This window comes from Epilithonimonas zeae (genome assembly GCF_023278365.1).
GTDB classification, from domain to species: domain Bacteria; phylum Bacteroidota; class Bacteroidia; order Flavobacteriales; family Weeksellaceae; genus Epilithonimonas; species Epilithonimonas zeae_A.
In genome coordinates this window covers 510,486-534,771 of record NZ_CP075338.1, presented here as the reverse complement: position 1 = coordinate 534,771, position 24,286 = coordinate 510,486, and the positions used below count along the sequence as shown (strand labels likewise).

The following is a 24,286-nucleotide window of genomic DNA, read 5'->3' as shown; positions in this document are numbered from 1 at the left end:
AAATAATAACATTTTAAACGTTTAATCTCTCGCAACCCGACTTGAGCGGAAATCCTTTTTACGCAACGAAGTGGAGTGAAAAGATTGGGAGCGGAAGGTGGATTAAGTTGCCCAAATGATTCCAATTCTTCACATTCAATCGATTGCACAGATTGGTTTATTTTTTAGAAACCTGCTTCAGCAACCACTTTACCCATTCTTCAGTTCCCTGATAATTGGTGAAATCTGCCGGAAGTTTTTTGCCGTCGATATACTCGTTGTAGCACCACGGATCTCCCAATGCGAAAACGGTTCCTTTGCCAACTTTTGCAATCGCTCCAATGTTCTTCCCTTCTGCCGTCAAAATGGCTTTGGCAGGAGCTTTTACGTCCATCGAACTTACTTCTTTCATATATAATTTTTGCTCGGAGAAAATCTCGTTTCCAGCCGGAACCATTACTTTTCCCTGCTCAAATTCTCTTTTCTGAACGCGGTTGTAACTGTCATCATTAAAATGAATCCCGAATTCTCCCGCCAATTTGTTGAAATGTTCAAACTCAGAATTGCCATTGTCGTTGCTCATCAAAACCAAAACACCGCCTTTTTTTACCCATTCTGTAAGGTTTTTGATGGAATTGGCATCAATAAGATTCGCTTTTCCACCGTACGCTTCTTTGTCGATATCGGGATCAACAATGATGTAAATATTAGCGTTTTTCAAGTCTTTTTTGGAAGGTGCAGTCGTCAAAGTACTGATTTCTGCGCCTTGTTTCTGGAAAATTTCGCCCAGCAAAGAAAATCCTCCGTTGGAAGTATCGTTCCACGTGTAATGCCAAGATTCCAGAACTTTGGTTTCTTTATTTTCCTTTTTTTCGTTGTTGAAAAAGTTATCCAAAACAACTTTAGGTTTGTTTTGGGCATTGGAAAATCCGAATGTGAGGAGTGTTCCTAATGCTAATGTTTTTACGATATTCTGCTTCATATCTATTTATTTTAAATTATTTGTTGGTTTTTCGCAAAGACGCAAGTTAATGAGAAAAATACTTTTTTAAGGCGCAAAGATTTTATCTTCGATAAAATTATTTTGTCACTTTTTCAACAAATAATGTTTCATTTTTTAATTTATTTCGAATAATGAATTGGAATTAATTGAATTTCGCCATCTAAACCTGAAGGTTGTACTTTCCAGTTGGAAGCATCGAACGGTTTGTAATCGATGTTGACAAAATTAATTTCGTGGTAATTTCGCCATTGGATTTTATTCTGGTCCATATAACGGATTCGGTTGGCCATCAGGTTTGAAACTTCAATCTGAATGGTATTTTTTCCTTTTTTCAGATATTTTCCGACTTTTATTTCAAACGGAAGACTCCAAACCATTCCTGCATCTTGTCCGTTGATGATGACTTTTGCACTTTCATATAATTTGTCGAATTTCAGTATAAAATCGTCGGCTTTTTTATTTAATTTGAATGAAGTTGCGTAAACTCCTGTTCCTGAAAAACTCTGTGTGGATGTATCTTCTGTGAAATTCGTCCAAGGTTGAAGTTTATCCAATGTTTTTGATTTCGGAAGTTCAGGACCACCTTCTTTAAAAGTCAGTTGCCAAGGTTGATTTAAAACAATCGGCGCATCTGTTTTTTCAACATAATTCCATTTTGAGATTGAATTATCCGGCGTTTCTGAAGCTTTTATAATTAAGGATTCTCCTGATTTCAGTTGAACCTTTACCGAATTATTCTGTGCTTCAGCAACACCAAAATCTCCGTTTTCAGGATTCATTAAAGCAACCTGTTTTCCGATAAAATTCAATGGAATATTTTGATTGATTCCTTTTGAAGTGTGATTGACAATGTAGTAATATTTTCCACCATCGAACTTTCTTCTGACAAATTTTAATCCTGTATCAGTTAATTTTTCTCTTTCGATTTTTAAATATTCCAACCCTTTTTCAACATCAGAACTCAAGACAATTTTTCCTTTTCCGAATATTGCCGATTTTAAATTTCCGTCCTGCTGAAAAGGAATTTTAGTCCATAAAGACTGTAATTCATTTCTTCTTTTTTTAAGTTCAAAAAATCCCTGAACGTCTTTCAGCTCACTTTGGAAAATCACCGAAGCGCCATTTTGAGCTAAGTTTAAAATATTTTTTAATGTTGATTCAGAAAAATAATTCAATTGAGGAACAATTAAAACTTTATAAGAACCTCCATTTTTCGCCACCTGAATGTTCTGGTTATCAAGCTGTGCTTCGCCAATCATTTTATCCGAAATCATATCGAGAGAATAGCCGGATTTTCCTAGTTTCTCAAGGTTTTCGTAAAATACGGTCGGATGCAACCACTTTTCAATATTGTGAATTTTGAAGGCCATATCCTTTCCTTTCGGATTTGCCCATTGGTCGTAAACCGGCCAATACATCAGGATTTCGTTGTCTGATTTTCCGTTTTGTAAAACTGATTGTGTTCTTTCGATGTAAGAATTTAAGCCTTTAATATTTGGCCACAAAGAATTCTCCGGAACGAAATTCGTCGAAGCATAAAACAGCCAGCCCGGAAACTGAACATCAGCCGGCGTATACGTCGTTCCGTGATAAAAAATATGGTTGATTCCGGATAAAAAAATCTGTTCAGCTTCCGGTTTTACCTGCGACCAGGACGTTTTAAAATGTTCCGTCAACCAAGTAAAAGATTCGTTGGAAATCAAAGGTTTTCCGGTAATATTGGCTGCCGAAGAAGCAAATTTCAACATATTGATATCGGGAACTTCCTTTGTATTGATATCTTCCAGATTTCTTCTTAAACCCTGAATATCGAATTTTGTACTTCCAAAAGTTTCAGATTCGGGAATATCGACTGCGGCGTACAAATCCAGCAAATTTCCCGGCGAACCGTGTGCCTGATTGGTATTTTTTGAGTTTTTGGAATGCGCCCAATTCGTGAAATTTTCTGTAAAATTATGAAGAATTAGTTCACTCATTGTTTCACGGTAATCGGATTTTATTCTTCCTGCCAATTCACTTTCTTCATCACTCACCAAATATTTGATATACTGACTTAAATCGTAACCTCTTCTCTTCTTAAATTCTTCTTTAAAATCGGCAGTCCAGTCGGCGCCGTAAACCTCATAACTGTCATTGAAAAACGAACGGATTCCATAGTTTGAATTTCCAAAAGCTTTATCGAAAGTTTTCAGATAATCCTTCGTCGCATCGGGAGAAAAATGATCTAAAGTATAGCCATCGCCACCCGGAGCTGCGCGTTTTACTTTCTGTAAAGTTTTGCCAACAAAAATCGCATAAATTGTCCATTTTCCGGATGTTGGTTTCCAATTTAAAGTTCCGTCTTGAGCTACTTTATCTGTTAAGATAACCGCTTCATTTTTCTCGTTGTAAGCTGTAACGATATCCAAGTTTGTGGTCTTTAAATTCTTCTGTTTTTCGTCTTTTAAAACAATCTTCTCAGAAAATTTTTCATTGGGCTGAATGCTGTAAGTCTGAACAATCATTTTGGTTGCAGCATCCTGTTCATTAACTTGCGGTCCGCCAATTGGCCAACCTGTTCCGACCGCCATATCAACGCCCATTTTCAGACTTTTGGCTTTATTTGTTGTGAACTGCAACATTTTCATCCATTCCGGAGAAAGATAATTGATGTATTTGTTCTCAAACCCTTTTGCGCCATAAATCGGGACAATTTCTACTCCTCCAAAACCAGCATTGGAAAGGGTTGTCAATTGTTTGTCTAAACCTTTTTCGTCAACGGCGCTTCCCATCCACCACCAACGCGTCCAAGGTTGAGCGGTGTTGGTCGCTTTCGGCCACGGATTTTGTGCGGAAAGATTTCCGAAGGCAAAACAGATGACACTGAGTTTTATGATGTTTCTAATATTCATTATTAATTTTTTTTAAGTTTTGTCATTTCGAGGAACGAGAAATCTATTTAAAATTGAGATTCTTCACTCCACTTCGTTTCGTTCTGAATGACAAACTGTATATCTTTATTCACAGCAATTAATTTCCATCCGGTTTTAAAGATTCCATAAAAACAGATTCCGGCCAATGGAATTTTTCAACATCATCGGGTTTATTGGGGTTAAAATTTTTATAATTCTTTGAAATGTATTTTTTTAAAGGTAAATTTTGGTCAACGATGGATTTTACGACACATTCCGCCAATTCATAAGCACCATATGGATTGAAATGCGTATCGTCTGCCAAAGCATTTGGTTGGTTTGGGTAAGCGTTTGCAGGGTAATAAACAAATGCTTTCTTCGCCGCTTCCGGTCCCATCGCTTCGAACAAAGTTTTGCTTAAGGCATTCAAATCAATCAAATCCACTTTTTCTTTTTTTGCAATTTCTCTCATTGCGTCAGGAAAATCGTCTAAAGTGTTGACAATTTTATTGTTTTCATCAAAAACTCTGCGGTTCATTGAAGTGACCAAAACCGGAACTGCGCCTAATTGTCTGGCTTTTTGAATCCATTCTTTTAATCTTTTTCTGTAACCCGATTTTGTGCTGTTTCCCGCTTTTTGGTCATTATGTCCAAACTGGATCAGCAAATAATCTCCGGGTTTCAATTTATTCCAGATTTTATCGATTCGGTGGCGGTCTTCGAATGCTTTTAAGGTTTCCCCGCTCTCGGCATAATTAGCAATCACCACTTCGTTTGGAACGAAAAAATACGATAACATCTGTCCCCAAGAAGCCCACGGTTCGTATTGCGCATCAACAACTGTTGAATCTCCTGTTAAATAAATGGTTTTCGCCGTTTTGTTGGGTTGAATAATTATTGAGCAAACTTTCGGAGTTTTATCATTGAATTCAATCGTCAGCAAATTATCCCAATGCAAATATTTTGTTTCTCTTGGTTTTAATTTTACCATTCCGATTTTTTCGCCGTTTTGATTTCTGATAATGCTATCTTTTACGTGAACGGTGATTGTTTTTTCAACAATTTCGCCTTGCTTGGTTTTGATATCATTTAATATCAATCGACGGTTTTCTACACGGACTGTTGTTTCCGAACTTCCTTTTGTATCACCTAAATTCAGTTGAATATCATAATTTCCTTCAGGAATTGCCACCGAAAAATAGAAAGGTCTGTCACTTGTGATAAAATCTCCCGTCAAAGCATTTCCGCCATTGTCAACAGATTTTAAACCCGAAATATCCATAAAACCATAGCCGATTTTCCTGTCGAATTTTGAAGTTGAATGAATCGGAATGAAACCTTCTTCTACTCTGTCTCCACCAAAATCAAATTTGAAGCTGGTTTGCTGTCCAAAATAAAATGAACAGATGCATAACACTAAAAATGGAACTATTTTACTCATTATTAATCTGTTAAAATATTTTCTTTCGGCATTATAAACTGTTTATTTTCATCTCCCAAATCTGGCAAACCAAAATAGAAATATAAGGTTCTCTTAAACGTTCCGTTCAGATGATTCGGCTCGCTTTCTAATCCTAAAGATTCAGTTTTATCGTTAATGTTAAACGCCAAAACAGTTCCCAACGGTGGAATCGCATCTAGGAAAGAAATATTTCCGCTTGGCAATTTCGGATATCCTTCCGCTCCGTAAATTCCGTAAAAATCGAAGAGTCTGACAAACATTTTTTCTTCTTTGGTCCCGACCGTTATTTTGCCTTCTGCCGTATCCAGTTGCAACCACGAAACGTCATCACAATAACCTTTAAATTCAGGGTAAATCCACGGCGATTGTCCGGTTCTTGTTGAGTTTTTCAAATTCTGCCAAACATTGTAAGTCTGTCCTTGTAAACGGTTTTTCCAAACGTGATAAGGGCCTTTCCCAAGCCATTTTGCATTGATGACATAATTTTCGGGATAGTCAAAACTTACGCCTGAAAATTGGTAATCTCCCGACAAAGAATATTCATAATTTAATTCTAAAACTCCGTTTGGATTGAGTTTCCAGATGATTTTATTTCCGTTTTTGTAATTGACTTCAATCAGTTGGTTTTGTCCTTCTGCAAAAGATTTTATGGACGATAATTCCATTGTTCCGTTCACGAAAACAGGACCGTTTTTGAAGGTCATTTTTTTGCCTTTCTTATCAACAATGACTGATTTTAATAAACCGTCGTTTTTCCCAATGATAAATTCTTTTTCGTCTGCTTTTAAAATAAATTCAGTTTCATTTTCTATCACAGAAACTGGAAATTCCTTAGTTAAAGATTTTGAAAACTGTTTTGAAATTTCCTCATTAGACTTCAATTTCCAAGTCCAGGTGTAGATTTCTTTTCCGAAAGCATCGGTTGCGGTTAATAATAAACCTTCATTTTCTTTCCAGTTTGAAGGAAGATTTAGGCTAATATTTCCTTTTTCTGTCGGTTTAATATTTGGAGATTCTGCTTTTCCCGTTTTAATCAAATCAAAACCTGATTCTGAAGAAAATGGTGTCTTAAATTTCACCAGTTTCCATTCAAACTGACAATCTTTTAAATTCGTAAAATGATAACGGTTTTCCACAGGAATGATTCCGGTAAAATCATTCGGCAAGGTTTTCAAATCAATTTTTACCGGACTGTAAATTTCACGAATAGCATAAAAACTACCTTCCTTTTCACGATGTGGTCCCAAAACTCCGTCAGGAGCGTTGATTGCGTTCACATCAATCTGATTATTGAAATCCGTTCGCACCAAACCTTCATCCACAAAAGCCCAGAGAAAACCACCCGCTCCTTTTTTGGAATTCCAGTGAAGTTCCCAATAATCGGCCAGAGAAGTTCCGCCACCGCCGTCGTCTTGTGCGTGTAAAAACTCGGTCGGCATATAAATATTTTCGCCTTCGAGGATATTTTTTGTGCTGTAATAATCTTCGTAATGATTGCAGTCGATGCCGTTGAAAGCGTTTCCAGGCTTGTGATGTGCGTGAATCACAGGACGACTTGACAAGTCATATTTTGCAAATTCTGCATCCAAATCAAAATTATGTCCGCCTTCGTTTCCGTTGCTCCAGAAAATAATTGAAGGATGATTGGCATCTCTCGTTACCATTTCTTTCACCAACTTTTTTCCGACTTCTGTGCTGTATTTTTTTTGCCAACCTGCCAATTCATCCAGAACGTATAAACCGAGCGAATCGCAAATTTTCAGAAACGATTTATTCGGCGGATAATGAGAACAACGAACGGCATTCATATTCATTTCTTTGATGAGCTGAACGTCCATTAAATCGATATTTTCCGTGACAGTTCGCCCCGTTTCCGGCCACCAAACGTGACGGTTAATGCCTTTCATTTTGACTTTGGTTCCGTTGATGAAAATTCCGTCGCCTTTCCGGATTTCAATGGTTCTGAAACCGAATTTTTCTTCGGTTTGGAAGATGTTTTTCCTGTTTTTATTTAACGTGAATTTTGCTTTATACAAATTTGGAGTTTCGGCCGTCCAAAGTTTTGGATTTTTAACCGAAAATTGAATCTGTTTTAAAGTATCGCCTTTTTGGATTTGAACCTGAGATTCGCCAACCAAATTATTCTTAACATCAAATAATTGGACTTTTATATTGTTGGCAGAATTAATTTCATTTAAATGAATATTTGAACGAAAAGTCCCGTCTGCTTTGGCATCAATCGCTGTTGAAGAAATATGTTCTTTTGGATTGGCTTCCAAATAAACAGGTCGGAAAATTCCGCCCAAAATCCAATAATCTGCGAGACGTTCTGCGTTATTGACCGATTTATCAGCCGACATTTTTGAGACTTTAACTTCGAGAATATTTTCTTTTCCGAATTGAATTTTATCCGAAATATCATATTTAAATTCATAAAAAGCACCCTGATGAATGGCTCCCGCCGATTTTCCATTGATTTTCACTTCGGTGTCGGTCATTGAACCTTCAAAAACGATGTTGATGCTTTTTCCTTTCCACGAATTGGGAACGGTGAATTTGTGTTTGTACAAACCTGTTTCGTCGTGAAACTTGAAGTTTTTGCCATACGTCACATAATCCCGGCCGTAATTGTACGAGCCAAAACCCTGTTGCTCCCAATGTGAAGGTACATTGATTTTGCTCCAGCTTCCCGATTTTCGTCCTGAATTAATCCAAAAATCCCATTCTTTGGTGTGCTCAGCATCTTTTCCAGTTAAGAATTGGATTTCTTTAGACTGAGAAAATAAAAACTGTGAACAGACACATAACAGAGCTAATATTTTGAAAGAAAAACTCATTATTTTGCAGCGATGTCGGAGTCATCTTTTTTATCGTAAGATTGCGTAAGAGAAGCTACTTTTGTCACATTGACTTTGGTTTGCTTCAAATTTTGAATGTTGCTTAAATTTTCCATTTCCGGTTTTAAAGCCTTGATTTTTAAGTTTTCAAAAGTGAAATCTTTTAAATCAAACAAATCCGATTTCTCAATAGAAAAGGCTGTTTCGCAACTTAAATCTATATTTTTGATGGTAATATTATTGGCCAATCCTTTTCTCGGTCTTGCTTCGCCTTTCAAATCAAAAAACTGATTCCAGCCTTTTGCGTAAATAAAAGTTTTTACGTTTCCTTTAATGTTATCTAAAGTGATGTATTCGTAATTTTGAGGCGTATCGGGACGCATTTTTAGGTGCAACAGTCTTGAAGCATCTTTCACGGTAGAATTTCTGAAAATAATGTTGTAGTTGTGAATCGATTCGCTTCCGCAAGTGAGCGCAGAATGGCAGAATCCGAAAGTATTGTCTTCGATGATAATGTTTCTGTTTTCGCCGTTATTCGGGTCTGTATCCGCTTTTGGACCTTTTCCACCTTTTAAAGCAATCGCATCGTCATTCACCGACATATAACAGTTTTTCACCAGGAAATTTGAACAAGCGTCGATGTCAATAGCGTCTGTGCTTGGCGCTTTTACAGGTTCTTTCGGAGCTAAAATCGTTAAGTTTAATAATTTCACGAATTGAGACTTATAATAATGCGTGCTCCAGAACGGTGAATTTTTCACTGTAATTCCTTCAATCTGAATATTTTTTGAATTGGAAACATAGATAATTCTCGGTCTCATTTCATCCATATTGGTGCATTTAGGATTCCATTCTCTTCTTTTCCAGAATGATTTCCAGAATCTTAAACCATTTCCGTCCAAAGTTCCTTTTCCTGAAATTGTAAAGCCGTCTAATCCGTCTGCATTAATCAAAGCCGGAAAATATTTCACAGTCTGACCTTCCATTCTTGTTGTAACCACAGGAAAATCGTTGATATCATCACTTCCTTTTAATTTTGCTCCATTTTCTAAATATAAGTGTGTTCCCTGCTTAAAGAAAAGAGAACTGATGAGGAAGGTTCCTTTTGGTACGACAATGACACCTCCGTTTTTTGAAGCTTCATCAATGATATTTTGAACCTGTTTTGTCTGAAGAATTGTGCTATCGTTCTTTACTCCAAAATCTGTGATGATGTATTTCTTGCCTAATTTATTGATATCTGTTGGTTTGTTTTCTTTAAACCATTTCGGAATGGCGGTTCCGTCTGGGAATTTATCCTGGCTTTTTAATCCTGAAAAAGAAAAAAGAAGTGAAAAAGTTAAGCAAAGCTTTGATATATTTTGAAATGTCATAATCGATTTTGTATAGCTAATAAACGAAAATAAAAGTATAGTTTTTGAGGAGTTGGAGCATCCTGTCCTCTCCTGTCAATAAAATATAATTGAATCTGCCAAAAAGATTTTCATTGATTAAAGAGTTAAATTTTAATTCAAAAAACAATGATCTGCTGTAAAATCAATCGCTATCAAACCTTGATAGAATCTTAAATTCAGTTCATAATTAATTAACATTAAAATTATTAAAATCTATAACCAACTGATAATTAACAGGATTCAGCAGGACAGTCATCTTAGTTGTTGTCTCTAATTTTCACTCATATCAAAAGCCTATTTCTAATTAATCAGAATTTATTGTTATGAAGAAAAAAATTCTACCTATCAATCGAATGTTTAAGCTATTTATATTTTGCGGAACAATTTCAACAACTATTGGTCTTGACGCACAAACATTAGCCTTTCCGGAAGCCACCGGTTTTGGAAGATATACTACAGGTGCAAGAGGTGCTGCAAATCCTGAGATTTACTTAGTAACCAACCTCAATGACAGCGGCCCTGGCTCTTTTCGTGATGCGGTGAGCAAAGAAGGACGATTTGTTATATTCAAGGTTGGGGGAATTATTAATACTCAATCTCAAATCGTAGTTGCAAAAAACACGACCATTGCAGGCCAGACTGCTCTCGGAGAAGGAATTGTTCTTCTTGGCTCCAGAGTCACTTTTACAGGAGCAAGTAATACAATTTCCCGTTATATAAGAATCCGTTTCGGAAGTACAACCCAAGGTCAGGATACATCAGGACTTGCGAATGGTTCAAATATGATTTTCGACCATATGTCTTTCACTTGGGGAACGGACGAAGTTTTCTCCATCAACTGGGATAACAAAGGCGATAGCCCTGATAATATCACGATTCAGAATTCTATTATTGGTCAAGGTCTGCATCGTCACAATCACTCGGCTGGAGGATTGATGCAACCTTCCGGTGGAAAAATCAGTTTAATCGGAAATTTGTATATCTGCAACAAGACTCGCAACAATAAGGTAAAGGGAATCAACGAATTCGTCAATAACATTGTTTATAACTGGGGAAATTATAGTAATACTTATGGGCATACAGAATCGGGTGACGCTTATATTATGGGCGGAGATTCGGCTGGAACTTCGGATGTGAATATCATTAATAATTATTTTATTGGCGGACCAAATACAAGTAATACTGTTACAACACCTTTCAACAGAGGAAATGACAATTTTTCTTTGTATGGTTCTGGAAATTATTTTGATAATAACAAAGACGGAATCCTGAACGGAACTTTGGTACCTTCGGATTTGACAGGTTTTCCTACTGGTGATATTAATTCCATCAAATCAGAGCCTTACGATTATCCAATGAAAAATCCGACTTTAACAGCTCAACAAGCTTATGACAAAGCAATTTTGAATGTCGGTGCATCTTATCCGAGACGTGACCAAGTCGAGAATCTGATGATTTCTGATTTGCAGTCAAAAGGAACAACGGCGACTTATGTTTATGTTCAATCTGACCTTACTTCTCAATTTGGTTTTACAAATGGTGGTGCAGGACACGTTTATGGTGCGCCAGCTCCTTTGGATACAGATAATGACGGAATGCCAGATGCTTGGGAAGATGCAAACGGATTAGACAAATATACTCCAGATGCTTTGAATGTAAGCACTACAAATGCTCCATATCTAAATATTGAAGTTTATATCAACAGCTTACCCAATCAAACCCCGCCAGATTTTATTATTCCCCCGACAAATCTTAATTTCACGAATGTCGCGACAACAGAAGTTCCACCGGCAAGCTCTTTTACAGTCAATTGGAGCGATAATTCAACTAACGAAACCAACTATATTTTGGAACGTTCAACAGATGGAACTAATTTCTCAGAAATAGCAACATTGGGAGCTAATATTGTAAGTTATAATGAAACCAGTTTGACTCCAAATACTCAATATTATTATAGAGTTAAAGCTATTAATGCAACAGAATCTTCAGTTTATACTTCGATTGCATCTATTACCACTCCACCAATTCCATCAGCTCCGACGAAAGCCACAAATCCTGCTCCTACAAACGGAAGTAACAATGTAGAATTGACCAGCGGAAATCTGACATTGAAATGGGCAGGAAGTACAAATACAACAAAATACTCAGTTTATCTTGGAACTAATTCATCAACCTTAAGTAAAGTTGCAGATGTTAATTATTCAACTTCGCCATCTTATCAATTGACCGGATTGAGTCCTGCAACGACTTATTATTGGAGAATAGATGCTTCAAATGAAAAAGGAACTGCAACCGGTGATGTTTGGAATTTTCATACATTAACTCCCACTCTTGTTGGATATTGGCCATTCAAAGAAGCACCTTTTGAAGGAGAAAAAATTGCAGATGTAACCGATTATGAAAATGACGGAATACTGGATGTTGCCTATGATAATTCTAACGTCAGAATCCAAGGAAAGGAAAATTACGCTCTTGATTTAGCAACTTCTCCAAGCAATATGTACATCGCAAGTGTTCCGAATCAAGACCATATCTTCTTTGATAAAAATTCATTCACTGTTTCTTTTTGGATGAAAGCTCCAACGACTATGATTCCATCTTCATCATCTACAAGTCTTTATGTTTTATGCAAAGGTTCATTTACGAAAAATACAACAACCGGAGCAACAGGAAAACGTTACAATATTGAGATAAAAGGCGGACAATTACGTTTTGCTATTGATGACGATGTAACGAAAAAAGAGATTACTTCTCCTATCGCTAATTATTTCACAGGAGATTGGGTAAATGTTGTAATAATGAGAGACATTGTTGCTCATAAAATGAGAATTTACAGTAATGGAGTTTTAAGTGCGGAAGGCGATGAAACTGCTGTTACTGGAATTGGTGAAGTCAGTGATTTGATTATTGGAAACATTGGTGAATTTGAATTAATGTCAACCACAGCTCCAGCTCCTTACAAAGGTGCATTTGATGAGTTGAAAATGTTCAATTATGCATTACCTCTTTCGGAAGTACAAGCTTTGTATAGCCAAACGACATTGAGTACGGATAAATTCCTTTCTGAAAAAGGAATTGTTTATCCAAATCCTGTAAAAGATAAAATCTCTATCCAACTTCCTGATTATAAAAAGTCTAATTTAACAGCAACATTAAGAGATATGACAGGTAAAATTATTATTAATGAAAATATCACTTCTAATGAAAAAGGAGTTTTCACTTTGAATATTGTTAATAAAAAAGCTGTCGGAATTTATATTTTAAATGTTTCTGGGGAGAATCTGAATCGGAATTTTAAGGTTATTGTGGAGTAAAAATAATTAATTGGGATATCATAAAATTGCTCTATTCTGTTTTATAGGCATCATTCTTGCAAAATTCGATGCACACTAAAACAATTTTTATTATGAATAACGACAAAACAATTTCAGTACTAAACGATTTGCTGAACATTACCAATGACAGGATTGCTGGATTTGCTAAAGTAGCCGACAAAGTATGGGAAAATTATGCTGATCTTAGACCAGCCTACGATAATATGGTTGCAGAAGCATGGGATATGAAGGATGAACTGATTGATCTTATCAAAAGCAAAGGAGGAAATCCGGATAACGAAACTAGTATTTCTGGTGCATTCCACAGAGCCTGGATTGATATTAAGAATACCTTCGTTTCGGATAAAGTGGAATCGACACTTGAAAATGTGGTTTTTGGTGAGAAAGCAGCTATCGATGCCTTCCAAAATGCACTCAAAAGTGGCAATCTATGTCGCGAGAGTGAAGCATTAGTTGGACAGCAGCTTCAACAGCTTAGTGTTTCCTATAACAAATTCAAAGTTCTTGAAAAAATTAGCTGATAACAAAAAAGTATTTTTTCACAACATTATAAGAAGTCAAAAGGGATAAAATTATATTAGTTTTATCCCTTTTTGAATATTGATTGCAAAGGCGCCACTAAAAAAACGTCATTAGTACTAATGACGTTTTAATTATTGAGAATCTTTTAATAAAATCGTAACCTAAGCAAAACTAGATAAAGCCTGGCTTACTATATTTTTATATGGTCTTTTTGTGGGAAGATCTGAACCTTTTAATGCGAAGAATATATTCTGTAGTTCGTGAACATAGCGAATAGGTTCTGCACCAGCCAAGACCTGGTTTCCCCAGCGTACTATATAAGCATTGTTCCGGGAAGTCAGCACTGAGAATTCATATATATTTTCATAATAGTAACCAAAATGTTCTTTGGAAAAACCAAACTTTTTAAACCATTCGTCATTCAGCTCAACCGGTTTATAATCGGTACTGCCATTCATTATACTTTGGATAATATTGATATCCACTTGTTCATTGTTTCCTGTAGTCATATTGGAAACCAGATTTCCTATTCTTAATTCTTTAGCTTTCATAGCCACTTGCTTAACAAGTTCTATGCCTATCAATAATTATTCAATTATTTTGAATGGTTTTTGTCTGATGATCTTAGTTAGTTGCTAGTCTAAAAGTCCAAAATATTTCAGAGCTTTTTCAACACCGTTGTTGTCAACATCATCAGTTACATAATCGGCTGCCTGCTTCACATTCTCACTGGCATTGCCCATTGCAACTCCAATTTTGACATATTTCAGCATAGAAATATCGTTGCCTCCATCACCGAATGCCATCGTTTGAGAGATATCAATATTGAAATGGTCACAGAAGTTTTTAACACCTTTCTGCTTACTTATGCCTCCTGGATTGACATCGGCGAACAAATCTGTCCATCTAGATGATAAGGAATTGGGCATTACTTTCTCCATAAAAGTTTCTTCATCTTGAGGATCAATAAAAACATTCACTTGCAATACATCATCTATATCAGCATTGTTCTTATCATACAGTGGCGGTATCTTAAGGTTGAGATTTGTATAAAGCTCCAAAACTTTGGGCGCTGCATGGCTGATCTGTACTTTATCTTCATACATCAGGGAGAAACCCACATTGGTTTGTTCCGAATAATTAATCAGATTTTGGATATCTTCCGGGTGAATTGCCTGTTTGGACATAACCTTGCCATCAACAGTCATACAGTAACCTCCATTAAATGTTAGGAAACCGTCAAACTCAATGGCTTTAACATGATCAAGATCATTAATAGAACGTCCAGTTGCTACGATAACCTTGATATCTTGCTCTCGAAGTTTCTTTATAGCTTTCTGTGTTGACTCTGGGATTGTTTTGCTTTTTAAACTGAATAAAGTGCCGTCTATATCAAAAAAGACAGCTTTGATCGTATTGTTTTTTTTATCTGTATTCATAAATTGTACAACTGCATTCTTTCTTCAAATATACGAACTACCAATTGTTATTTTCATTCTTGTTTGTGATGAATGATTAGCTTAATAAAATTCTTTTTTGAATAAGCTCTAAAACTTGACTTCCTAGTTTTAGGTAAACTACAGTTTATTATCAGCTTTAAATATAGGTGTCAGTATTTGAAATGTAATGCATATGACTCAAATCATAATCCATTAATAATCATAGATTTAATTTTATAAAAATTTAATTCCTATTCATCACACAATATATTTGAAATTCAAATAGTGTTTTGTAACAATATTATTATTCTAATTTTTTTCTCATTGATTATGCGATTATTTACTTCTTTCATTCTACTTTTGTCAGTGACATTTACCTTCGCGCAAGTCGGTATCAATACTTCCAATCCGCATCCTTCTGCAGCATTGGAAATTCAGTCAGGAAATGCTTTGAGAGGTATTTTGATTCCAAGAATGACTACCTTGCAACGCAATACAATAAGTAGTCCTGCAGAAAGTCTATTGGTTTTTGACACCACAGAAAAAGCTTTTTTTTATTACAATACATCTACCACTTCTTGGCTTAAACTGGCAAATGACCTCAGCAGCAGAAGAGATAATTTTAAGATTGTCAAATCAGCAGCTGATCTTGCACCCGAACTGGCAGCTGGAGGCGGTAGCAGCTACCTTTTGGACAGCAATAAGTATTATGAAATTAACGGTACCATTGCTTTAGCTTTTCCAATTAACCTTAATGATGCTTATGTTTCCGGTCTTGATGCCAATGAGGATGTGCTTTCTTTTCCTGGAGGCACAGTGTTCAGAGGTAATACGGGTGGCAGTATCAGAAATATCACAATAACAGGCGCTAGAGCTTTTGATTTGACAGGTCCTGGTGCTACATCCAATACATCACTTCTGGTTCAGAACACTATTGTTCAGAACACTGGCACAAGCGTCGGAAACATTTCCGGATATGGTTTATATTTTGGCAATATAGTCAACTTTATTAATAATGCGAATGGGATTACCTACTCAAATATTGGAAACCTATTACTCAATACACAGGCGTGGCAAGACAGCAATAATGGTACTTTTGAAACTTTTACAGGAACTTTTGGTCATATACAGAAAGCTAGTGGTTTCAGTACGGTTAACGGAAGTGACATTGCTCTGGACGTCAGCAGCAACACGTTAAATGTTGGAACAGGCATTTTGCAGGGAACTGTTTTTTCGGGAACAACTTCAGCGTCATCAGGAATGATTAAAGGCTATACAACAGGAGCATACCCCGGATATTATTTTAGCAATGCCTGGACAGTAGATGCCCCTGGAACGCCCCGTGAAAGTGATGACGCTGCTACGGGTGATATCAATTTATCTGCTGCGGTAGGTACTGGCTTTACGACTTCCTTTACAACTACAGGTACTGCAGGACGTAAAAAAATCACAGGAACTACAACATCTAACAACTTATTCCGCTTTACAAGAGATGGTGATAACATCATCACCTATAGAGGTAACAAAACAAGGTATTTTCAGGTGGCAGGTTCCGTCTCCTACCAAGGTAATAGCGATCTGACGATAATTTTATATATTGCTAAAAATGGTGTGGTCATAACAGAGACAAAAGTTTATGGCAGAGGAACGTCTGGCCTTTTTACAACGTCAGGGATATTGGCTTTGCCAATTATTGGAACGGTCCAGCTGAAAAAAGATGATTATATTGAAATCTGGGCTGAGCGTTATGAAGGTAGCGGTAATATGCAAACAGTTTCACTTAATCTTACAGCGAGATAATAAAAAAAATATGGTTGTAAATATAATAGGTTATGATTAGTATATAAATTTTATATTTGGTTTGTAATAAGAAACCCTTTATTCAATACTATTTTAATAGAAAAATGAATAACATAATCATTGAATTTATACAAGTTTATGATTCAAATCATAATTAATAAAAAATATTTAACAGTTAAAAATTAATTTTAAATTTCATTTTTATTCTGCCTTATGGTATGAATTTTTGATATTCATTATCTATATTTGCAACATCAGTTATGAAATTTACATTAGAAATCACTAAGCCTGAAAGCGGATCAAATCTCGGCTTTAAAACGATATATTTTAACGCGTTTAAGATCAATATTATTGAGAGATATAGTGGAAAGACTACATCCAAATTCTATCATATTGTTATTAAACTCAGAACGATGGAGGACGAGATTATCAATACTAAAGATGGCGCCGGAAGAATAAAACTTAAAGAATCAGATTATCAAGCCTATGGTCAGTTGGCAAGAGCTTTAACATCCTATGAGTACCGAAACAAGCTGGTTGATCGAAAGAAAATAGATGATGACTTTATCAACTTTATTCTGAGCAGAATGGTTGGTCATTATCAGCTTTAATTATGATTAAGTTGTTGCATACAATGTAAATGATTTGTTACTAATACGGTATCAGAACAAATTATAATTTAGTTTAATTATAATATAACAATTTTATTTGTTACTCTACTTTATGATCTGATCTACACAAATATATTTACTTGAAAATTTTTAATGAGACTGCAATGCAGTCTTTCTTTTTATATAATGTCACAGTTTTATTAGTAATCCCACAAAGTTATTTTAACATAAGATACTTTTGTTTGATAATTCATAGTGTTCTGTTAATTTGATACAATATAACAGTCAAAAAAATTTCTAGGCATGATTTTAGATTAGACCAATCTAATTATAAAATTCAGTATTGAAGTTTTAATTCAATTTATAATAAATCATCATAAAATTGAAAACTGTGAACCAATCAAATCATATTAGCCGAAATGAAAGCCTGGATTATGAAATCTACTTACAGGCACTTAATTCTTCTAATTCCGGAATTATTATTACGGATAATGGTATTCCAGACAATCCTATCATCTATTGTAATAAAGCCTTCGAAAATATTACAGGCTACAGCCATAACGAAATAATAGGTCACAACTGCCGGTTTCTACAAGCTCAGGATCGCTCGCAACCACAGAGACAACAGCTTAAAGAAGCGATCGAAAATGGTTACGAATGCAGAGTAGAAATCAGAAATTACAAAAAAGATGGTACCTTGTTCTGGAACGAATTATTTGTTTCACCAGTAAAAAACAATGCCGGAGAAATCACGCACTTCATTGGTGTACAAAATGATATCTCGGAGCGCAAGAATGCTGAAATAGAGCTTATAGAAGAAAAAGCATCCACTGAAGAAAAAATAGTGGCAAGAACAAAAGAGCTGCAGGACAGCGAAGCGTTTCTTTCCAGTATTATTCAGACGGTACGTGAAAGTCTGTTGGTTTTGGATTCTAACTATCGTGTTCTGAGTGCCAACAAACACTTTCTTTCATCTTTTAAAGTAACAGAAGCTAATACAGTTGGTAAAATATTATTTGAACTAGGAAATCATCAATGGGATATAGAAGCTTTAAAACAATTATTGACCAAAATTCTTCCAACCAACAATCCTGTTATTGATTTTGAAGTATCGCACGATTTTCCATATATCGGTAGAAAAGTAATGCTGGTCAACGCTTACCGTGTTGAGTTCGAAGGTCAGTTCAAAGACCGAATACTGATAGCGATTGAAGATATCACAGACCAAAAAGAGATTGAACAGAGAAAGGATGATTTTTTATCGGTGGCGAGTCACGAATTAAAAACGCCATTAACCAGCATCAAAGGTCTGATACAAGTTTTACAGCGTATAAAGCCTGAAAATTCTTCGGAGAAATTTAACACCATTTTAGATAAGATTGCAAACCAGACAGACCGACTTAATCTTTTGATTAATCAGCTTCTGGACACCTCTAAAATTCAGTCTGGTCATATAGAATTGCACAAAGAACCTTTTGAAATTGATAAATTATTAAATGATGCGGTCAGCAATTTTAATTATGCCGGTTCCAATCATCAGATCAATCTCAGGGGAAAAACCAATGCGGTTATTCTTGGCGATGATTTACAGATTACTCAAGTCATTAACAATCTTTTGTCTAATGCTATCAAATATTCGCCTGAAGATAAGGTGATTGATGTACAGTCGGACAAAGTATCAAATTATGTAAAAGTATCAGTTACAGATTATGGTATTGGAATCAATCATAGTGATCAAGCAAAAATATTTGCCCGTTTTTATCGTGCAAAGGATATCCAGCAAAAGTTTGCAGGGTTAGGAATAGGCTTGTACATCTGTCAGCAGATTATTACGGCACACGACGGTACATTATGGGTTGAGAGCGAAGAAGGCAGCGGCGCAACTTTTAATTTCACTCTGCCAATTATGAAAATATATGATAATGAAGAATAAAGTAATAATGGTCTGCGACGATGACCAAGGAATTTTGGATGTTGTTGAATTGATGCTTGAGATCGAAGGTTATCATGTTATCAAAGTAATTGACAGTACAACGTTGCAGGAAAAACTGCAAAATAGCCGTCCTGATCTCTTATTGTTGGATCTATGGATGCCAATTATCTCGGGAGAACAAATTTTAAAATCTTTAAGGTCAAGTTCAGATTTTAATGACTTACCTGTTATCATTTTTTCAGCCAGTATGGACGGTGCTGAAATTGCTGAACGAGCCAATGCCAATGCTTTTCTTTCAAAACCATTTGATATGGTACAGCTGGCAAGTGTGGTTGAGGAAGTTATTAATTAACCTAAAGCATAATAAATATTTATGACGATTTTTTTAACAGGCGCTACAGGATACATCGGAAAGAGATTATTAATACAACTTCTTAATAACGGGCATCGTGTGATTTGTTCTGTAAGAGATAAAAAACGTTTTGATTTATCGCCATACAAAACCTTTAAAAATCAGATAAGTGTACTCGAAAATGATTTTAATGAGGATTCTACTTTGGAGAACATCCCGAAAGACATCGACATTGCATTTTATCTTATTCATTCCATGTCATCTAATGCGGACTTTAGTAAGGCAGAAAAAATTAGTGCCGGAAATTTTGCAAAGGCTGTTGAAAAAACCAATTGTAAACAAGTCATTTATCTCACAGGTATTGTTAATGAAAAAGACTTATCAAAACATCTGCAGTCCCGAAAGGATGTAGAAGATAAATTGAAGTCTGATGCGTATGCACTTACAGTTCTAAGAGCTGGAATTATTATAGGTTCTGGTTCTGCATCATTTGAGATTATCAGAGATCTGGTCGAGAAATTACCTTTGATGGTCGCTCCGAAATGGCTCAAAACATTATGCCAGCCAATCGCCATCCGAAATGTTATCGAATTTTTAATAGGTGTGATGGGTAAAAAATCAACTTACAATAAGCATTTTGACATTGCCGGACCAGATGTCCTATCTTACAAACAAATGCTAAAGATTTATGCAGATGAACGTGGTCTTAAAAGAACCATTATTTCGGTGCCGGTTCTCAGTCCAAGATTATCTTCTTATTGGCTTTACTTCATAACTTCGACATCTTATGTATTAGCCAAAAATCTAGTTGATAGTATGAAGATTAATGTCGTTGCAGAAAAAAACAGTCTGGCAGAAGAACTAGGTTTGCAGCTCCTCACTTACCGAGAAAGCTTGAGATTAAGTTTTGATAAAATAGAACAGAATGATGTTTTGTCAACGTGGTATGATTCTTTTGGCAATTACCGTTATTCCAAAGATGTCTGGAACTTTCTAGAAGTACCAAAAATGGGCGTTTTCAAAGATCGGCAATCTGTAAGAATTAAAAATGAGAAAAAGACACTGGACAAAATATTTGGTATTGGAGGGAAGAACGGTTGGTACCACGCCAATTTTCTATGGAGCCTTCGTGGAAGTATTGATAAACTTTTTGGTGGTGTCGGACTTAAGAGAGGGAGAAAGAACAGTAATAATTTGGGAGCTGGTGATTCTCTGGATTTTTGGAGAGTTTTATACGCAAGCAGAGAAGAGAAAAAATTACTTCTATTTGCGGAGATGAAGCTGCCTGGTGAAGCCTGGCTGGAATTTAAAATCATCAATGATATCTTGATACAGGAAGCAACCTTTAGACCGCTTGGACTTTGGGGACGACTTTACTGGTATGCTGTTTTACCTTTCCATGGTTATATATTTAAAGGAATGATTAAAAAATTAGCTGATGAAAAATAATTTTCAGTAATCTTATTTTGTTACTATTTCAATTTTAATTATGCATCATCACTTATTGACGTCATATTAACAGTAATATTAACTTACTTCTCCTGGTATATATTACAGTCCATTATTCTGATGATTTGTCTTTCTATATTTTCTGGTAATAAACCCAATGATAGTTCGATTTTTCGAGACTCTACAAATTGACAATCGCCAGCCCCTGATTAACTGAGAATTTTTGATTAAATAATCCTTCTATAACAGTTCGTCTGTTATTAAAAATATACTCCAATTTATCCCTAACAATCAAATGATTGACAATTTTCCCAAAGAAACCATACTTCATTTCATATTTTAAATGGTCTTTCATCAATACGCCTTTTTCGTTCTGTACAAATTCGTGATAATGATGCCACATCTTGTAAGGCCCTTCCAGTTGGTAATCAACAAAACATCTTTTATTTTCCAACGATCGGACTTCTGACTTCCAGCGGATTGGAATTCCAAATAGAGGCTTCAACCTGTAATCAATTTGCATTCCGTTATAAATAATACCATTATTAACTTCTGTAAGAACAGTAAAATCCATTTCCTGCGGTGCAATTAATGGTAAATTATTGGGTGAAGTAAAAAATTCCCAGGCTTCGTCAAGACTGCAATGGAGCTGTTGTTCGCGGTATAATTCGTAAATCATAGTTATATTAAATAATTGATGATTTCAAGTTGTGTACCAATTTAATTGGAAGCTTTCAATTTCTTTTTTTGTAAAAAAATAAAAAAATCCGGTTGTAAAAATTACAACCGGACAACTATGAAACTGAAATTAAATTTCAAGACCTATTTATTAGGAACTTTAGTATTTCAAATATATAATTAGATTACTTTTCATTTTATGACTTGAATCACAATGATTGGTATTTATTATTTTTTATCATTATATATTTTTTTCTGAACGTATGTACTTATATGATCTATCGGAATTAAATCAAGCAAATCATCAACATTGATCGTTTTATGATCATCAATAATACTATTCACAGCTTTAGCTGCTCCCGGATAAGTGGTTAGTCTCTCTAGCAAACCATAAACATTGACCATCTTTTTATGTGTATTTTCTTCATCACCGCCAAACCAAGATCCATTAAAATGATGGCTAACATAATTTTTAGGCAGATCTTGTGAAAAATATACCGACGGATATAATGTAACATTACGATTTAATTTCTGAATCGTGTCACTATAACGATCTGCTCCGTAATCTTTCTCCAGCATTTCTGAGAAAATATCTGTATTGATGCGTTCTTCGAAACCATTTTGTTTGTTGTAATAATCCACAAAGTCCTTTGATAATTGATGTTTCGGTTCAGCCATCCAGAATGCTGAATATGGTACACCTTTTACTTCAAAACCGCAGACTGCTTTTTCAGTTAGGAATTCATCCAGAGGAAGCTTGAGTTCCATATCGGTATCCATATAGATTCCGCCGTGTTCATACATCACTTTTGACCGGACATAATCGGAAACAAAAGCCCATTTTTTCTGTGCAAAAGCTTCTTTAACATAATTATTATCTTCTAGCGGCGCATTGCTTTCATTCCATTCGATAATCTCGTAATCGGGATGGATTTTTTTCCAAGTGGCTATACAATGTTCAGCTAATTCGTCTTTGGGCTGGCCTCCAAACCAGCAGTAATGAATCTTTTTTGGTATCATAACTTAATATTTTATCTAAATTGGTGTTTGAGTTTTATAGCCATACAAACATCAAACCTTTGTAGCATTGTGATGGGACATTCTTGATTTTTTTGAGAGAATTTTGGTATTTATCATTTTAATTTTATGCTAATTATTAATATTAAATGTTGTGTAGGTATGATATTCGATACATATTTTGTTAATAAACTATTCATATGGAACAAGCCAACGATAAACGATACCAGCCCAAATCTTATGTTGAAATCACTACACCCGAATGGGTTAAAAATGCAACACTTTATGAACTCAACATCAGACAATTTTCTGAGGAAGGTACGTTTGCGGCAGTTGAAAGAGAGTTACCTCGGCTTAAGAAATTGGGAATCGATATTATTTGGCTGATGCCGATCCATCCAATTGGTAAAGTTCATAGAAAAGGCAATCTCGGAAGTTATTATTCCGTGCGTAATTATCTTGAAGTTAATCCCGAATTTGGTACAGAAGAAGATTTCAGAAAACTGGTAAAAGCCATTCACGATGAGGGAATGTTTGTCATTTTGGATTGGGTCGCAAACCATACAAGCTGGGATAACAATCTTGTAGAAGAACATCCGGAATGGTACAGAAAGTCGAGAAAAAATACTTTTCAGTCCACAAGATGGCGGGATTATGACGATATTATTGAATTGGATTACAGCCATCCTGAGCTTCGACAATATATGACCGATGCCTTAAAATATTGGGTAAAAGAATTTGATATAGATGGCTACCGTTGCGATATTGCGAGTTTTGTCCCGATAGATTTTTGGGAGAATACAAGAGCTGAACTTGATGTTTTGAAGCCAGTATTTATGTTGGCTGAGGCGGAAGATAAAGATTTGCACAGAAGAGCATTTGATTCGACTTACAATTGGACTTTGTGGAATATTCTTCATCAGATTGCTACCAATCATTACAGTGTTAAGACATTAAGCGAAGCTTACTTAGCTGAACACGTTTCCATATTTCCCAAGAAGGGCATACGAATGAATTTTATCGACAATCACGATAAAAATTCTTGGGAAGGAACGCCTTATACCAATTTTGGAGAAGCATTGAAAGCTGTAACAGTATTCACTTTTTTGATGGACGGGATTCCGCTGGTTTACAATGGCCAGGAAGCTGGGCTAAATCACTCATTGGCATTCTTTGAAAAAGATCCAATCCCGTGGCAGGCGCACGACAATGAAAAGCTTTACTCTACTCTATTCAATTTAAAACATCAAAACGAAGCCTTATGGAACGGACAATATGGTGGCGAGATTGTGAGAATAATGAATGATAAGATGGATAATGTAATTTCATTCGTCCGTGAGAAAAATGGCGATAAAGTATTAGTATTTATTAATCTAAGTAAAGATACAGTCGTTGCACAGTTCGACACTTCCTTTGATAAAAGCAATTATGTGAACCTTTTTTCCAATTCAGAACTACAAGTGGATGACACCCTTGTTATCGAAATGGCACCTTGGGATTATGTGGTTCTGCATCATACAAATTCAAGATAACTGCGATTGACAGCAAAAAAAACACCTGAGATTTTCATCACAGGTGTTTTAT

General features: G+C 35.6%; 17 protein-coding genes. 8 read left to right on the top strand and 9 right to left on the bottom strand.

Annotated features, from left to right (window positions below; genetic code table 11):
• Nucleotides 1–157 precede the first annotated feature (157 nt).
• The 5 genes from KI430_RS02170 to KI430_RS02150 form a co-directional block, all read right to left on the bottom strand.
• The gene (locus KI430_RS02170; RefSeq protein WP_248876647.1) at nucleotides 158–961 is read right to left on the bottom strand and encodes a DUF4350 domain-containing protein; all 804 of its coding nucleotides are present in this window, start codon (nucleotides 959–961) and stop codon (nucleotides 158–160) included.
• 140 nt (nucleotides 962–1,101) lie between these two features.
• A complete protein-coding gene (locus KI430_RS02165) occupies nucleotides 1,102–3,873 on the bottom strand; it encodes a glycosyl hydrolase (protein WP_248876646.1) in 2,772 nt (923 codons plus the stop codon).
• 118 nt (nucleotides 3,874–3,991) lie between these two features.
• Nucleotides 3,992–5,314, bottom strand: coding sequence for a rhamnogalacturonan acetylesterase (locus KI430_RS02160; RefSeq protein ID WP_248876645.1), 1,323 nt, complete (start codon nucleotides 5,312–5,314; stop codon nucleotides 3,992–3,994).
• Between the two features lie 2 nt (nucleotides 5,315–5,316).
• Nucleotides 5,317–8,172 (bottom strand): glycoside hydrolase family 2 TIM barrel-domain containing protein, encoded by a 2,856-nt coding sequence (locus KI430_RS02155; protein ID WP_248876644.1) that lies wholly within the window; start codon nucleotides 8,170–8,172, stop codon nucleotides 5,317–5,319.
• Complete coding sequence (locus tag KI430_RS02150; RefSeq protein ID WP_248876643.1) at nucleotides 8,172–9,545, bottom strand: glycoside hydrolase family 28 protein; 1,374 nt, start codon at nucleotides 9,543–9,545, stop codon at nucleotides 8,172–8,174. The genes KI430_RS02155 and KI430_RS02150 overlap by 1 nt, the downstream gene beginning before the upstream one ends.
• Nucleotides 9,546–9,889: 344 nt before the next feature.
• On the opposite strand from KI430_RS02150, the gene KI430_RS02145 reads away from it, so the two are divergent.
• Both KI430_RS02145 and KI430_RS02140 read left to right on the top strand, forming a co-directional pair.
• Complete coding sequence (locus KI430_RS02145; protein WP_248876642.1) at nucleotides 9,890–12,880, top strand: LamG-like jellyroll fold domain-containing protein; 2,991 nt, start codon at nucleotides 9,890–9,892, stop codon at nucleotides 12,878–12,880.
• Between the two features lie 92 nt (nucleotides 12,881–12,972).
• On the top strand, nucleotides 12,973–13,422 hold the full coding sequence (locus tag KI430_RS02140; RefSeq protein ID WP_248876641.1) for a ferritin-like domain-containing protein: 450 nt from the start codon (nucleotides 12,973–12,975) through the stop codon (nucleotides 13,420–13,422).
• Nucleotides 13,423–13,584: 162 nt separating this feature from the next.
• Here KI430_RS02140 and KI430_RS02135 read toward each other — a convergent pair whose 3' ends face one another.
• Nucleotides 13,585–14,007: a hypothetical protein gene (locus KI430_RS02135; RefSeq protein ID WP_248876640.1), complete on the bottom strand. Its 423-nt coding sequence runs from the start codon at nucleotides 14,005–14,007 to the stop codon at nucleotides 13,585–13,587.
• A gap of 51 nt (nucleotides 14,008–14,058) precedes the next feature.
• The gene (locus KI430_RS02130) at nucleotides 14,059–14,862 is read right to left on the bottom strand and encodes a Cof-type HAD-IIB family hydrolase (RefSeq protein ID WP_248876639.1); all 804 of its coding nucleotides are present in this window, start codon (nucleotides 14,860–14,862) and stop codon (nucleotides 14,059–14,061) included.
• Nucleotides 14,863–15,192: 330 nt separating this feature from the next.
• Between KI430_RS02130 and KI430_RS02125 the strand changes: the two genes are divergently transcribed.
• The 5 genes from KI430_RS02125 to KI430_RS02105 all read left to right on the top strand — a co-directional run bounded on the left by KI430_RS02125 (nucleotide 15,193) and on the right by KI430_RS02105 (nucleotide 21,007).
• A complete protein-coding gene (locus tag KI430_RS02125) occupies nucleotides 15,193–16,662 on the top strand; it encodes a hypothetical protein (protein WP_248876638.1) in 1,470 nt (489 codons plus the stop codon).
• Nucleotides 16,663–16,922: 260 nt separating this feature from the next.
• Nucleotides 16,923–17,273: a prevent-host-death protein gene (locus KI430_RS02120; protein ID WP_248876637.1), complete on the top strand. Its 351-nt coding sequence runs from the start codon at nucleotides 16,923–16,925 to the stop codon at nucleotides 17,271–17,273.
• A gap of 391 nt (nucleotides 17,274–17,664) precedes the next feature.
• Nucleotides 17,665–19,206: a sensor histidine kinase gene (locus KI430_RS02115; protein ID WP_248876636.1), complete on the top strand. Its 1,542-nt coding sequence runs from the start codon at nucleotides 17,665–17,667 to the stop codon at nucleotides 19,204–19,206.
• Entirely contained in the window at nucleotides 19,196–19,558 is a 363-nt protein-coding gene (locus tag KI430_RS02110; RefSeq protein WP_175565871.1) for a response regulator, read from the top strand. The genes KI430_RS02115 and KI430_RS02110 overlap by 11 nt, the downstream gene beginning before the upstream one ends.
• A 21-nt stretch (nucleotides 19,559–19,579) precedes the next feature.
• Nucleotides 19,580–21,007, top strand: a complete 1,428-nt coding sequence (locus KI430_RS02105; RefSeq protein ID WP_248876635.1) for an SDR family oxidoreductase — start codon at nucleotides 19,580–19,582, stop codon at nucleotides 21,005–21,007.
• A gap of 181 nt (nucleotides 21,008–21,188) precedes the next feature.
• On the opposite strand, the gene KI430_RS02100 is transcribed toward KI430_RS02105, so the two are convergent.
• A complete protein-coding gene (locus KI430_RS02100) occupies nucleotides 21,189–21,686 on the bottom strand; it encodes an SRPBCC family protein (RefSeq protein ID WP_248876634.1) in 498 nt (165 codons plus the stop codon).
• 227 nt (nucleotides 21,687–21,913) lie between these two features.
• Entirely contained in the window at nucleotides 21,914–22,705 is a 792-nt protein-coding gene (locus tag KI430_RS02095; protein ID WP_248876633.1) for a glycosyltransferase family 32 protein, read from the bottom strand.
• A 197-nt stretch (nucleotides 22,706–22,902) separates the two neighbouring features.
• Between KI430_RS02095 and KI430_RS02090 the strand changes: the two genes are divergently transcribed.
• Nucleotides 22,903–24,234 (top strand): alpha-amylase family glycosyl hydrolase, encoded by a 1,332-nt coding sequence (locus KI430_RS02090; RefSeq protein WP_248876632.1) that lies wholly within the window; start codon nucleotides 22,903–22,905, stop codon nucleotides 24,232–24,234.
• Nucleotides 24,235–24,286: the final 52 nt, after the last annotated feature.